This is a genomic window from Mycobacterium sp. E1386, assembly GCF_001672745.1.
Classification (GTDB): domain Bacteria; phylum Actinomycetota; class Actinomycetes; order Mycobacteriales; family Mycobacteriaceae; genus Mycobacterium.
The window spans coordinates 1-12,441 of record NZ_LZKH01000238.1 but is presented as its reverse complement, the minus strand read 5'-3'; the positions used below and the strand labels follow the sequence as shown (position 1 = coordinate 12,441).

14 protein-coding genes are annotated in these 12,441 nt (G+C 67.7%); 6 read left to right on the top strand and 8 right to left on the bottom strand.

Annotated features, from left to right (window positions below; translation table 11 throughout):
- Positions 1-22 precede the first annotated feature (22 nt).
- Together A5709_RS24455 and pgm are read right to left on the bottom strand one after the other, a co-directional pair.
- Positions 23-1,192: an MFS transporter gene (locus tag A5709_RS24455; RefSeq protein WP_068123109.1), complete on the bottom strand. Its 1,170-nt coding sequence runs from the start codon at positions 1,190-1,192 to the stop codon at positions 23-25.
- A 92-nt stretch (positions 1,193-1,284) separates the two neighbouring features.
- Positions 1,285-2,913 carry a phosphoglucomutase (alpha-D-glucose-1,6-bisphosphate-dependent) gene (gene pgm / locus A5709_RS24450; RefSeq protein ID WP_067945535.1) on the bottom strand — a complete coding sequence of 543 codons (1,629 nt, stop codon included), beginning with the start codon at positions 2,911-2,913 and terminating at the stop codon, positions 1,285-1,287.
- 104 nt (positions 2,914-3,017) lie between these two features.
- Here pgm and crcB (A5709_RS24445) point away from each other — a divergent pair, with 104 nt between their 5' ends.
- Positions 3,018-3,413, top strand: a complete 396-nt coding sequence (gene crcB / locus A5709_RS24445) for a fluoride efflux transporter CrcB (protein ID WP_068011219.1) — start codon at positions 3,018-3,020, stop codon at positions 3,411-3,413.
- The gene (crcB, locus tag A5709_RS24440) at positions 3,410-3,793 is read left to right on the top strand and encodes a fluoride efflux transporter CrcB (protein WP_068123107.1); all 384 of its coding nucleotides are present in this window, start codon (positions 3,410-3,412) and stop codon (positions 3,791-3,793) included. The genes crcB (A5709_RS24445) and crcB (A5709_RS24440) overlap by 4 nt, the downstream gene beginning before the upstream one ends.
- A 1-nt stretch (position 3,794) precedes the next feature.
- On the opposite strand, the gene A5709_RS24435 is transcribed toward crcB (A5709_RS24440), so the two are convergent.
- Genes A5709_RS24435 through A5709_RS24425 form a run of 3 tightly spaced genes read right to left on the bottom strand, consistent with a single transcriptional unit; the run spans position 3,795 to position 5,661 of the window.
- Positions 3,795-4,412: a GNAT family N-acetyltransferase gene (locus tag A5709_RS24435; RefSeq protein ID WP_068123165.1), complete on the bottom strand. Its 618-nt coding sequence runs from the start codon at positions 4,410-4,412 to the stop codon at positions 3,795-3,797.
- Complete coding sequence (locus A5709_RS24430) at positions 4,409-5,284, bottom strand: LLM class F420-dependent oxidoreductase (RefSeq protein ID WP_068123104.1); 876 nt, start codon at positions 5,282-5,284, stop codon at positions 4,409-4,411. The genes A5709_RS24435 and A5709_RS24430 overlap by 4 nt, the downstream gene beginning before the upstream one ends.
- Positions 5,285-5,304: 20 nt before the next feature.
- Positions 5,305-5,661: a DUF488 domain-containing protein gene (locus A5709_RS24425; RefSeq protein ID WP_068123101.1), complete on the bottom strand. Its 357-nt coding sequence runs from the start codon at positions 5,659-5,661 to the stop codon at positions 5,305-5,307.
- A gap of 55 nt (positions 5,662-5,716) precedes the next feature.
- On the opposite strand from A5709_RS24425, the gene A5709_RS24420 reads away from it, so the two are divergent.
- On the top strand, positions 5,717-6,991 hold the full coding sequence (locus A5709_RS24420; protein WP_067945526.1) for an HNH endonuclease signature motif containing protein: 1,275 nt from the start codon (positions 5,717-5,719) through the stop codon (positions 6,989-6,991).
- On the opposite strand, the gene A5709_RS24415 is transcribed toward A5709_RS24420, so the two are convergent.
- The 3 genes from A5709_RS24415 to A5709_RS24405 all read right to left on the bottom strand — a co-directional run bounded on the left by A5709_RS24415 (position 6,988) and on the right by A5709_RS24405 (position 9,828).
- On the bottom strand, positions 6,988-7,686 hold the full coding sequence (locus tag A5709_RS24415) for a DsbA family protein (RefSeq protein WP_068123099.1): 699 nt from the start codon (positions 7,684-7,686) through the stop codon (positions 6,988-6,990). The genes A5709_RS24420 and A5709_RS24415 overlap by 4 nt on opposite strands.
- Positions 7,687-7,705: 19 nt before the next feature.
- Positions 7,706-8,629 carry a CoA ester lyase gene (locus A5709_RS24410; RefSeq protein WP_067945522.1) on the bottom strand — a complete coding sequence of 308 codons (924 nt, stop codon included), beginning with the start codon at positions 8,627-8,629 and terminating at the stop codon, positions 7,706-7,708.
- 236 nt (positions 8,630-8,865) lie between these two features.
- Positions 8,866-9,828 (bottom strand): hypothetical protein, encoded by a 963-nt coding sequence (locus tag A5709_RS24405; protein WP_068123096.1) that lies wholly within the window; start codon positions 9,826-9,828, stop codon positions 8,866-8,868.
- 327 nt (positions 9,829-10,155) lie between these two features.
- On the opposite strand from A5709_RS24405, the gene A5709_RS24400 reads away from it, so the two are divergent.
- From A5709_RS24400 to A5709_RS24390, 3 genes are all read left to right on the top strand, one after another.
- Positions 10,156-10,434, top strand: a complete 279-nt coding sequence (locus tag A5709_RS24400; RefSeq protein ID WP_067945518.1) for a WGxxGxxG family protein — start codon at positions 10,156-10,158, stop codon at positions 10,432-10,434.
- A gap of 216 nt (positions 10,435-10,650) precedes the next feature.
- Complete coding sequence (locus tag A5709_RS24395) at positions 10,651-11,220, top strand: hemerythrin domain-containing protein (RefSeq protein WP_068123093.1); 570 nt, start codon at positions 10,651-10,653, stop codon at positions 11,218-11,220.
- A gap of 39 nt (positions 11,221-11,259) precedes the next feature.
- On the top strand, positions 11,260-12,441 hold a 1,182-nt coding region (locus A5709_RS24390), incomplete at its 3' end, for a YdiU family protein (protein ID WP_197520227.1).

Below are 12,441 nucleotides of genomic sequence, written 5' to 3'. Positions count from 1 at the left end.
CACCCCGGTTCAAAGTTGCTGTTCAGGCCGCCTCGCCGTCCGCCTGGGGCTCCGCCAGGCCGTGCTCGGGATGAATCAGCGTCCGCGTCTCCGGCGCCAGGATCCAACCGAAGGCGGCGATCACCAGCACAATCCCGCTGATGCCGAAGCCCCAACCGAAGCTCAATTCCTCGGCGGCCCAACCGACCGTCACGGAGCCGACGATGGCACCTAGATCGGACAGCATCTGCACCGCCGCCACCGGCATTCCAGCGCGCGCCTCGCTGCCGAGAATGTCCGCCACCGCGGCCTGCATCGGCGACATGAAAATGCCTGTGGTCGCACCGGATACCGCCGCAGCGATCATGAACGCCGGCAACGACGACACGACTCCCAGCGCGGCGGTCGCCACACCGGACGCCGCCAGGCCGATGATCAACAACGTGCGCCGTCCCATCCGGTCGGACAGGTACCCGCTGGGAACGACGGCCACAGCGTTGCCGGCCGCAAAGGCCGCCAGCGCCACCCCGATCATTCCGACGCTTTCGCCCATGACGTCGGAGAGAAACAGCGGCACCAGCGCGACGCGCAGCCCAAACGCCGCCCAGCCGGTCGCGAAATTGGCCAACAGCGCTGCCCAATAGGCGCGGAATCGCAGCGCCTGGCGCATCGTCACCGTGGACCGTGTCGGCGGACGGGGCGCGGCGAGCTCCGAATGCCGCAGGCCATAAAACAACACAGCCCCAACCCCCAGCATCGCGACGCCGTACACGATGAATGGCGCGGTCAACCCCCACCCCGCGGTCAGGCCGCCGACGGCCGGGCCGCCGACCGCGCCAACCATGAACGACGTGGTGAACAACCCGGCGATCCGTCCGCGCGCATCGGGCGGGCTGATGTGGATCATCAGCCCCAACGCCGAGACGTAAAACATCGTCGAGCCGATGCCGCTGATGGCCCGGAAAGCCAGTAGTTGCCAATAGGCCTGCGAATACGCACACGCGATGGTGGACAACGCCACGATCAGCAAACCACCGATGTAAATCCGGCGCTCGCCCAACCGCTGCACCAGCACCCCGCTCACCGGGGCAAAACACAACCGGCTCAAGGAAAAGACGGTGACCAAGAAAGTCACCGCCTTGATGCTGACGCCAAAGGTATGGGCGAAAGCGGGCATCGCCGGCGAGATGACGCCATAGCCCAGCGCGACCATGACATTCGCCCAGCTCAGAATCCAGACTTCGCGCGGCAGCCGCGGGGGACGGGAACCACGTTCTCCCGAACGGGTAAGCCTGAGCGAAATCGTCACCCAATGACTTTATTAACCACCTCGCGCGCGGCTTCCTGCACCTCCGCCAAATGCTCGGGACCGTTGAAGGATTCCGCGTAAATCTTGTAGACATCCTCGGTGCCCGACGGCCGCGCGGCAAACCATGCGTTGGCGGTCGTCACCTTCAATCCGCCCAGCGCGGCACCGTTGCCGGGCGCGGCGGTGAGTTTCGCGGTGATCGGCTCGCCGGCCACCTCGGTCGCGGTCACCTGCTCGGGCGAGAGCTTGGCCAGCCGGGCTTTTTGGTCACGATCGGCGGGCGCGTCGACCCGCGCGTAGAAGGGTGTGCCGTATTCGGCGGTCAGTTCCCGGTAGCGCTGCGACGGCGTGGACCCCGTGACGGCCAGGATCTCGGAGGCCAGCAGCGCGAGGATGATGCCGTCCTTGTCGGTGGTCCAGACCGAGCCGTCGCGCCGCAGGAACGACGCCCCCGCCGACTCCTCGCCACCGAAGCCGATGGTGCCGCCGATCAGGCCGTCGACGAACCACTTGAACCCGACCGGCACCTCGACGAGCTTGCGGCCGATGCCGGCGACAACCCGGTCGATGATCGACGAACTGACCGCGGTCTTGCCGACGGCGATGCCCTCCGGCCACGACGGTCGGTGCGTGTAGAGGTAATCGATGGCCACCGCCAGGTAGTGGTTGGGGTTGAGCAGCCCTTCGTCGGGCGTGACGATGCCGTGGCGGTCGGAGTCCGCGTCGTTGCCGGTGGCGATCTGATAGCGGTCGCGATTGGCGATGAGGCCGGCCATCGCGTCCGGCGAGCTGCAGTCCATCCGGATCTTGCCGTCGTGATCGAGCGTCATGAACCGCCAGGTCGCATCGACCAGCGGGTTGACCACGGTCAGGTCCAGACGGTGCCGCTGCGCGATCTCACCCCAGTAGTCGACGCTCGCCCCGCCGAGCGGGTCCGCCCCGATCCGCACCCCGGCCGCGCGGATGGCGTCGATGTCGATCACGCCTGCCAGGTCGTCGACGTAGTTGCCGAGGTAGTCGTGGCGCTGGACGGTCCGCAGCGCCCGGGCCAGCGGCACCCGCTTCACCCCGGCACCATCACGCAGAATCTCGTTGGCGCGCTTGGCGATTGCGTTGGTCGCGTCGGTGTCGGCCGGGCCGCCGTTGGGCGGGTTGTACTTGAAGCCGCCGTCGGGTGGTGGGTTGTGCGACGGCGTCACGACGATCCCGTCGGCCAGCGCCTCGGTGCGGCCGCGGTTGTAGCTGAGGATCGCGTGGCTGACGGCCGGCGTCGGGGTGTAGCGGTCGCGGGAGTCGACCATCGTGACCACATCGTTGGCCGCGAGGACCTCCAGCGCCGACACCCAGGCCGGCTCGGAAAGGCCGTGTGTGTCACGGCCGATGAACAACGGTCCGGTGGCGCCGTGGGCGGCGCGGTATTCGACGATGGCCTGGGTGATGGCCAGGATGTGGGCCTCGTTGAACGCCCCGTTGAGCGCGGACCCGCGGTGGCCCGACGTGCCGAACACCACCTGCTGGGCGACGTCGTCGGGATCGGGCTGGATCGAGTAGTAGGCCGTCACCAGGTGGGGCAGGTCGACGAGGTCTTGGGGCTGGGCCGGCTGACCGGCGCGGGGGTGGGCCATGGTTCTCAATTCTGCCCGTGGCGCAGCTCGCTGACTTGTCAGGTACTTTTCTGACGTCCCGGATTCACCCACCCGTAAGTCCTGGAGAGGGGAAGGGATTACGCGTGGCACACGACTATCGCGAGTTGGCCGCGGTTTTTGCCGGCGGGGCGCTGGGCTCCCTCGCCCGTGCCGGCCTGGGCACGCTCGCCGCCGGTGACCCAGCGAAATGGCCGTGGCCGACGTTGACGGTGAACATCGTCGGCGCATTCCTCTTGGGCTACTTCACCACCCGGCTGCTAGAGCGGTTGCCGTTGTCGAGTTACCGGCGTCCCCTGCTCGGCACCGGGTTGTGCGGTGGACTCACCACGTTCTCCACGATGCAAGTCGAGACGCTGAGGATGGTCGAGCACGGGCATTGGACCCTGGCCGCGTGCTACACCGTGACCAGCATCGTGCTGGGCTTGCTGGCAGTGCACTTGGCCACCAAATTGGTGCGCAGGGTACGGATCCGCGCATGACGGCCGGCGCGCTCACGACGGCTGCGGTATGGACTGGCGTCGCGCTGATCGGCGGCGTCGGGTCGGTGCTGCGGTTCGTGGTCGACCGCGCGGTGGCCCGCAGGGCCGCCCAATCCTTCCCGTTCGGCACGCTCGTCGTGAACGTCAGCGGCGCGGCGCTGCTGGGATTTCTCGGCGGCCTGGTGCTGAACAAGGAGGCGGCCCTGTTGGCCGGCACCGCCTTCGTCGGCGCCTACACCACGTTTTCCACCTGGATGTTGGAAACTCAGCGGCTCGGCGAGGAGCGACAGGTGCGCGCGGCGGTCGCCAACATCGTCATCAGCGTCGTGCTGGGTGAGGCGGCGGCGCTCCTCGCGCAGTCCATTGCCGAGCGGCTCTGAGTCAACTGCGCGGAACGTCGTCGGGCGTCCGGGGCAACATGTAGAGCGCCATCCGCCGATTCGACATGTCGTGCTCGCCGAGGAAGACACAGCCGCCCCGCTCGCAGAACGTGCGCGCCAAGACGTTGCGGTGGTCGGGGTCGAACATGATGCGCCGACATCGCGGATCGAGGCCCAAGATGCTGCCCACCAGGTAAGGCAGCAGGTAACTGACGTGTCCCCGCTTGATGTAATCCAGGTCGGCTACCGCGACATGCAGACCCAGATCGTGGGGATCGTAGTCATATCGGTTCGCAATGGAATCCTTTGCCGCCCGGTACAACTCGATGTAGGCGCGGGGTATGGCATCGAGCGTGGCAATGAACGGGCGGGAGAAGCCGCCTTCGAGTTGCGCGGCCAGATAACGACGCCAGCGCGCCAAAGGCCAGGCGGACTCCCACGCTTCCACCAGATGCGGCCGGCTCATCCACTCGGTGATCATCTCGGCGTCGGCCTCCGGGTCGGCAAGACGCAACCCATACGGCTCGGGCAATGCGGGTATCGGCGGCGGCGGCACGGCGCGCACCTCGTCGGGGATGTCGGTCAACTCCCGCGGCAGTATCGGATCGGCCTCGCTCATGCCGGTGTCGCCATCGTCCACTGCTCAGCCAGCGCCGAGACCCATTCGGCGGCCGCGTCGGGCCGGTCCGGCGGCGCCGCGACAAGAACCAATTCGTCAACGCCCAACTCGGCGAGGGCGCCGACATCCGCAACGCCCGGATCGCGCAGCGCCACCGACAGCCAAAGCTGCCCATGATCACGCCCCGCCTCGGCACACAGTTGCTCCAGCTTGGCGATGCGTTCCCGGACGGCCTCAACGCCGTCGATGTTGAACCCATACCAGCCGTCTCCCCACGTCGCCACCCGGCGCAGGGCCGAATCGCTATTGCCCCCAATCACGATCGGGATCCGACGATCGCGCACCGGCTTAGGGTTGACGCGAATGCCATCGAAGCAGACGAAATCACCTTCGAACGAAGCGACGTCGTCACGCCATAACGCTCGCATCGCCGCAACGTATTCGGCGGTCCGCGCGCCGCGATGGGCGAAAGGGACTGACAACGCGGCGAATTCCTCCTTCGACCACCCGACACCGATGCCCAATGTCAGCCGGCCACCGCTGAGCCGATCCAGGCTGGCGGCCTGCTTGGCCACCACGACCGGATTGTGTTCGGGCAGCAGGAGCACGCCCGTCGCCAGCGCGATCCGGGACGAGGCGGCGGCGGCGAAGCTCAGCGTGATCATTGGATCAAGCCAATCCGCTTGTGCGGGAACAGCGATGACGCCGTCATCCGAATAGGGATAACGAGAGGCGGGCCGGTCGACCATGACGACGTGTTCGCCGACCCACAGCGTGGCGAAGCCGCAGTCGTCCGCCGCTGACGCGACGGCATCGATCACCGCGCGGTCGGCGCCGGCACCGATCCCCAGGGCGTGCAATCCCAGCTGCATCGCCCGATCGTCTCACGCGTTCAGCGGCTTTTCAGCAGCTCAGCGAGAACGGCCGCCTGGCTGATGTCCGTATCGCGGGTCGCCGTCACCAGGGTGACCACGCCGCGGCCGGCCAGCTTTCGCAGCTCCTCCAGCGCCGGGTTACCCCGCAGTTCCGCCCTGTACCGCGAGGCGAATTCGTCGAACCGTTCGGGCCGGTGCTGATACCACTCGCGCAGATCCTTCGACGGCGCGACCTCCTTGCACCAGCTACCCACCCGCGGGTCCTCCTTGCGGAGTCCTCGCGGCCAGACGCGGTCGACCAGCACGCGCTGGCCTTCCTCTGGGATGACGTCGTCGTAGACTCGCGCCACCCGGATCCGACTCTTGGCGCTCATACTCGCCAGCGTAGCGACGCGCGCGTTGTCGGTGCCCCCGTTTACTATCGAACCTATGTTCGAAGAATTGACGGAGGGTGACCCGCCGGCCGACGAATCGGCGCTGATAGAGCGCATCGCGGAGCTGGAGACGGTCAAATGCGCGGCCGCCGCGGAACAGGCCCGAGCGGCTGCCGCCCTGGACGCGGCCCGTCGTGCCTCCGAAGCGGCGGCAGGGGTGCCCGCCGCGCGGCGAGGCCGCGGCGTGGCCGCCGAGGTCGCACTGGCGCGGCGCGACTCCCCCGCGCGGGGCAGCCGGCATCTCGGCTTCGCCAAGGCCCTCGTCTACGAGATGCCGCACACCCTGGCGGCGCTGGAATGCGGGGCGCTGTCGGAGTGGCGCGCCACGCTGATCGTGCGCGAGAGCGCCTGCCTGGACGTCGAGGACCGCCGCGCACTGGACGCGGAGTTGTGCGCCGACCCGGCGAGCCTGGCCGGCATGGGCGACGCGCGAGTGGCCGCGGCCGCGAAAGCGATCGCCTACCGGCTGGATCCGCACGCGGTCGTCGAGCGGGCGGCCAAGGCGGAGCAGGAGCGCACGGTCACCATTCGGCCGGCGCCGGACACGATGACGTATCTCACCGCGTTACTTCCTGTGGCCCAGGGCGTTTCGGTCTACGCTGCGCTGCGCCGCGAAGCGGATACCCGCGGTGATGGGCGCTCGCGCGGCCAGGTGATGGCAGACACCTTGGTCGAAAGGGTCACCGGCCGCAGCGCCACGGTCCCGACTCCGATCGCGGTCAACTTGGTGCTATCCGACGAGACGCTGCTCGGCGGTGACGATGCGCCGGCCGACATCTCCGGCTACGGTCCCATCCCCGCGGCGGTCGCGCGCGCGATGGTCAACAGCGCTGTCACCGACCGACGCTCGCGCGCGACGCTGCGCAGGCTCTATACGCACCCCCGGGCCGGGGCGCTGGTGGCGATGGAGTCCCGGGCACGCATCTTTCCCCGCGGGCTGGCCGCATTCATCGGGCTGCGCGATCAGCGTTGCCGCACACCGTACTGCGACGCGCCGATCAGGCACCGCGACCACGCACAGCCGTGGGCGGGCGGCGGCCCGACCACCGCGGACAACGGTCTGGGCTCGTGCGAGAGCTGCAACTACACGAAGGAAGCCGCGGGCTGGCGGGTCAGCACCGGGGTCGACGAAAACCACACCCACATAGCACTATTCACGACGCCGACCGGCAAGAGCTACCGATCGATGGCCCCGCCGCGCGCCCCAGCGATCACGGTCAGCAAGTTGGAAATCCGCATCGGGGTGTCACTCGCACGTCACGCGGCCTAGGTGGCTTGGTCGGTGAACCGCGAAACATCGACGACCTCACCGCGATTGATGCTGACCCAGTCGCGCCCATCCAGGTAGGGACGCAGCGTGCGGCCGATCAGCTCGACATCGGCGCTCGACTTTGGCCGCTGCAGCTCGTATACGTGGGGCAGCTCGGCCATGCCGGTGACGACGTTCCACAGCGTCAGGGCCTTCGGCCCGGTCGGCGGGTCCACCAGGACGGGGCCAAACAGGCACTGTCCCAACAGGAACAGCGTCGGCACGCCGTATCCGCCGGCATCGATCACCCGTTGATGGTCATCGCGTATCTCGTCGTGGGTCGTCGGATCGCTCAGCGCCGCGTCGAAAACCGATGCCTCGACGCCGATCTCGCTCAGCAAGCGGCGGGCGACGGCGGGGTCGTGCGGTTTGCCGCCGAGCGTGTGCAGTTCATGCCCGGTGGCGGCGTACCACTGATCCAGCAGCGACATGTCCGTTCGGCGCAGCAGCGCCCCGATGCGCATCAACGACCATCCATAGGACCACTCGCGTTCCCACGGGTGCTTCTGGCCCTCTGAGCGGTTGATTTCCTCGAGGCTGAAGAATCGCCAGTCGACGGTGATGCCGAGTTGCTCGCGAACGTCGCGGATCCACAGCGAGGTCTGATAGGCGAACGGGCACATCGGGTCGAAATGAAAATCCACCACACCGCTCATGCCGGACCTGCTTTGCCGCTCAGTAGTGATAGGTGTCCGACGGCGCGGGTGAATGATCCCGTTCTTCGTCGTCGAAGTCCGACGATTCTATGTCGTAGGCGCGAGCCAGCTCGAGGATTTTGGTGGCCCTGGCAATCCGCGGCAGGTCCGACCCGTTGCGGATCTCTCCCCCGTCGCGTTCGAATTCGGCGAAAAACTCTTTGGCCCAAGAGATTTCGTCCTGCGACGGGGACAGGCCCTCGTTCACGACGGCGCATTGGTCCGGGGTCAGGCAGATCTTGCCCGTCATCCCGAACTCCACCGACACGGCGGTCGCTTCGATGAGTTTCAACGCGTTGGAGCCGATCGTCGGTCCGTCGATCGCGCTGGGCAGGCTGGCCGCCTTGGCGGCGATCGTGAAGCGCGACCGGGCGTAGGCCAGCGTGCTCGGGTCTTCCCCGAAACCGGTATCGCGGCGGAAATCGCCGATGCCGAAGGCGAGCCGGAAGGTGCCCTTGGCCGCGGCTATTTCGGTGATGCGTTCCAGCCCGCGGGCCGTTTCCACCAGCGCCACGATTGGCACGTTCGGCAGCCGTTGCGCGGTCTCGGTGACGTGGTCCACCGATTCGACCATCGCCAGCATCACCCCGCCGACCGGTGTGCCGGCCAGCGCGGCGAGGTCGTCCGCCCACCAGGGGGTGCCGAAGCCGTTGACGCGCACCCAGTCGGTGTTGCCGGCTCCCAGCCAACTCACCACGTTGTCGCGGGCGGTGTGCTTGTCTTTCGGCGCGACGGCGTCCTCGATGTCGAGTACGACGATGTCGGCCCGGGAATGCGCCGCGGACTGGAACCGGTCGGCGTGGGCACCGTTCACCAGGAGCCAACTTCGGGCCAACACGGGATCGATGCGGTAGCCGATGACGTCGTCGGGCTCCGTCGCGCTGCTATTGACCTGGTCGTACATTTTTAGCTGATCTGCCGTCTTTCGTAGCTCGTCGATGTGGGGTTAGTGCCTTAACCGTAGCGATATCCCGAAACGGGCGGTCGGGCATGCCCCGGGAAAGCCGAGACGCCCGGGGCGAGCGACACCCCCGACGACGCCCAGCGGCGGGAGAACCCTCGCTTTACTGCGTATTCGCCTCGACGGACGAAGGCCGCCCGGGCGGAGGGAACTCGCCCGGGCGGCCTTACGGATTCCGGCTAGTTGATGCCGACTACCTCTTGCGCGATCGCGGCGACACGCGTCTGCGCGGCCGACACGACCCGCTGGCGGTTCTTGTTCGCCTCTTCGTAGGCGATGATCGCCCGCACGTCGCTCGGGTTGGTGAGGTCCTTCACCTCGGCGACGGCCTCGCTGACGTTGAGCTCGTCGTAGTTGGCGATGGGCAGCTCGTCGGCGTCGAGCACTCCCACAGCGGCACGCGCCGCGTGCAGGGCGTCGGCGGTCTGCCGGGCCCCCTCGTTGCGGGTAACCCTCTCGGCCGCCTCGAGAGCGGCGTTCCGCGACGCGGCGAGCGCACGGGTAGCCACGTCACCGGCGTAAGCGCCCCGGCTCACCAGCTCGTTGAACGTCGGCCGGGCCGAGCGCAGCGCGTCCGCGGCCCTGTCGACGCCCCTAACCGACCACTCGACCGGCAGGTTCACCAGTTTCACCGCTGTACCGGCCGCCGCCTGCAACGGCGTGCGGCGCAGCGCGGCGGGGCCGCCCAGCGCATCTTCTGCAAGCACGGTCGTCAGCCAATCGACGGTCGCCGAGTGGGCCGTGATCAGCCGGGTCGCCAGGCTCTCAATTTCGGGGAGCTCGGCCGCGACGGCCAGGGCTTTGAGGTAGCGGGCGCGGTCCAGCAACTGGTCCTCCAGGGCCAGGTCACCGAGCAGCGCCTCGTCGAACGGCTGGGCCTGTTCGGTCAGCGCCTTGACCGCGGCGCCGGCGCGGCCCAGGAAGGGGCCGACGATGTCGGGAACGCCGCCGAGCCCGCGGATCGCCTTCTCGATGGCCTCGGACCGCTGGCGGGCGTTCGACGCGTTCTGCGTCAGCTCACGCTCGACCGCCTCGGTACGCGCTTGTGCGATGCGGGTTTCGGCGACCTGGACCTCTGTGTTGGTCAGCTGGTGAAGCGCACGCAACTGCGCCAGCACCGTCGTCTTGTCCGATGAAGTCATGGAAATTCGCCTCCTGCGTTGATTGTTTGGATCGGCACGAAAGCGCCTTTTTAGCGGCTACCCATTCGGGCGCCGACAGATAACATCGACCTCCGCCGTGTGATCCAGATCGCTTTTGCGGCGAGGCCATCCCGGCGCAGCGACCGGACAGCAAACAAGTCGATATCCCCGCGCAAGTTTCACGCCGGCCCTCCCGGGTAGCCATGCCTTGCCACGCCGCCGCTTCGGCGGAGCGTCGCTTTCCGCGAGGACTAGAGCACCCTGGTCCTTCACATGCGTCCCGGCACCCTTCAGGGTTCCGACCGGGGCAAACCTCTAGGAGTACACATGCGTAGGACCATTGCGATCGTTTCGGCCACCGGGGCCCTGTTGTTCGGTGGGGCAGGCGTCGCCAACGCCGCCAGTGCAGCCTCTCCCGCGCCGTCGTCCACCACAACCACGTTGGCGGACAACGACAACAACAACAGCCAACACAACGACAACACCGGGCTGTGGGGCCTCCTCGGCCTCCTCGGCTTGGGCGGACTCGCCGGACTGAAGCGCCGCAAGGACGCCGTCACCGGCACCGGCGTCGGACCAGCCGCCACCGGCGACCGTCGCGTCTAGTTCCTTCGCTCGGCTTCAGATCCCCGTCAGGCGCCGCGCTTGGCGGGGATCTGGCCCGGCGCCCAATAGGAAAAAGGCTTGTGCGTCAAACGATTCCCCGGGCCACCCGCGCCCGCGAGGCCTCGTTTAGGGGCTTGTACAGCGGGTATGCCTCGTCAAGCCGCACACAGCCCATAGTGCGAGTCCTAATCCCCGAGAGAACAGTGAGGTACGGCGATGGCCGACATGATTGTCCAATCGCCCGACGAAGTCGTCGCGTTTCTGAAAGCGCAGCACAACCTCATCGAGGACATGTTCGACGAGGTGCTGCACGCGTCAGATCCGCAGGCGCGCGAGAAGCCGTTCTCGACGCTGCGTCAGCTGCTGGCCGTCCACGAGACAGCCGAAGAAATGGTGGTGCACCCGCGCGTGCGCCGCGAGGCCGACGCCGGTGACGCGATCGTCGACGCCCGGCTCAAGGAAGAGCACGAAGCCAAGGAGCTGCTGTCGAGCATCGAGAAGCTCGACGTCACCTCGAAGGAGTTCATCGACGAGGTCACCAAGCTCCGGGAGGCCGTGCTCGACCACGCCAAGCAGGAGGAGAGGGAAGAGTTTCCCGTGCTGCAACGCGAGGTCGACGACGCCGACCTCAAGCGGATGGGTGCGGCGGTGCGGGCGGCCCAGGCCATCGCGCCTACCCACCCGCATCCCGGCGTGGAATCGGCCAAGCTGAACTTCGCTCTGGGGCCGTTCGCGTCGATGCTCGATCGCGCCCGCGACCTCATCGGGCAGGCCCTGGGCTCGTAGGAATTCCGTAGGCTCGTTGAGGTGAGTGCCGCCCCGGATATGACCGTTGCCCTACAGGACCGGTTTTTCCGCGAATTGCCGGAGATGGCCGTCCGCTGGAAAGCTGAGGCGCCCGCCGACTTGCGGCTGCTTGCCCTCAACGAGCGGCTTGCCGCCGAACTCGGCCTGGACGCCGGCTGGCTGCGAAGTCCCGAAGGGATGCGCTTCTTGGTGGGCGACTTGGTCCCCAGCAGCGCCGTTCCGGTGGCCCAGGCCTATTCGGGGCATCAGTTCGGCGGCTTCGTCCCCCGGCTCGGCGACGGGCGCGCACTGTTGCTCGGGGAGCTCGTCGACGACGATGGTCGGCTGCGCGACATCCACCTGAAAGGCTCGGGGCCCACGCCGTTCGCCCGCGGCGGGGACGGCCTGGCGGCCGTCGGGCCCATGCTGCGCGAGTACATCGTCAGCGAGGCGATGCATGCGCTCGGGGTGCCGACGACGCGATCGCTGGCCGTCGTGGGCACCGGGCGCCCGGTGCTTCGTGAGGCGGAGCTGCCCGGCGCCGTGCTGACCCGCGTGGCCAGCAGCCACCTGCGGGTGGGCAGCTTCCAGTTTGCCGCGTCCACCGGCGACGGGGGCCTGCTGCGCCGCCTCGCCGACCATGCGATCGCCCGCCACCACCCCGGTGCCGCGGACGCCGAACGCCCTTACCTCGCGCTGTTCGAAGGGGTGGTCGCAGTCCAGGCATCGCTCGTCGCGCGCTGGATGCTGATCGGATTCGTCCATGGGGTGATGAACACCGACAACATGACGATCTCCGGCGAAACGATCGACTACGGACCGTGCGCCTTCATGGAGGCGTACGACCCCGACACGGTGTTCAGTTCCATCGACTTCTGGGGGCGCTACGCCTACGGCAACCAGCCGCTCGTCGCCGGCTGGAACCTCGCCCGTTTCGCCGAGACGCTGCTTCCGCTGCTGTCCGACGATGTCGAGGAGGGGGTCGCGCTCGCGGAGAATTCGTTCGGGGTCTTCCAGCGCGAATACGACGCCGTGCGGTTGTCCGGAATGCGGGCCAAATTGGGTTTGCCCGCGGACGTGGAAAGCCAAGAGCTGAAAACACTTTCCGACGAGCTGCTCGTCCTGTTCAAGGACAGCCACGTCGACTACACGTCGTTTTTCCGCCACCTCGGCCGCGCGGCACGAGGCGATGCCGAACCGGCGAGGTCGATGAACAAGCCG

Coding starts and splice junctions, on each gene's coding strand:
- A5709_RS24455 (WP_068123109.1), bottom strand. CDS start 1,192: ATGGTCGCGCTGGGCTATGGCGTCATCTCGCCGGCGATGCCCGCTTTC.
- pgm (WP_067945535.1), bottom strand. CDS start 2,913: ATGGCCCACCCCCGCGCCGGTCAGCCGGCCCAGCCCCAAGACCTCGTC.
- crcB (WP_068123107.1), top strand. CDS start 3,410: ATGACGGCCGGCGCGCTCACGACGGCTGCGGTATGGACTGGCGTCGCG.
- A5709_RS24435 (WP_068123165.1), bottom strand. CDS start 4,412: ATGAGCGAGGCCGATCCGATACTGCCGCGGGAGTTGACCGACATCCCC.
- A5709_RS24430 (WP_068123104.1), bottom strand. CDS start 5,284: ATGCAGCTGGGATTGCACGCCCTGGGGATCGGTGCCGGCGCCGACCGC.
- A5709_RS24425 (WP_068123101.1), bottom strand. CDS start 5,661: ATGAGCGCCAAGAGTCGGATCCGGGTGGCGCGAGTCTACGACGACGTC.
- A5709_RS24420 (WP_067945526.1), top strand. CDS start 5,717: ATGTTCGAAGAATTGACGGAGGGTGACCCGCCGGCCGACGAATCGGCG.
- A5709_RS24415 (WP_068123099.1), bottom strand. CDS start 7,686: ATGAGCGGTGTGGTGGATTTTCATTTCGACCCGATGTGCCCGTTCGCC.
- A5709_RS24410 (WP_067945522.1), bottom strand. CDS start 8,629: ATGTACGACCAGGTCAATAGCAGCGCGACGGAGCCCGACGACGTCATC.
- A5709_RS24405 (WP_068123096.1), bottom strand. CDS start 9,828: ATGACTTCATCGGACAAGACGACGGTGCTGGCGCAGTTGCGTGCGCTT.
- A5709_RS24400 (WP_067945518.1), top strand. CDS start 10,156: ATGCGTAGGACCATTGCGATCGTTTCGGCCACCGGGGCCCTGTTGTTC.
- A5709_RS24395 (WP_068123093.1), top strand. CDS start 10,651: ATGGCCGACATGATTGTCCAATCGCCCGACGAAGTCGTCGCGTTTCTG.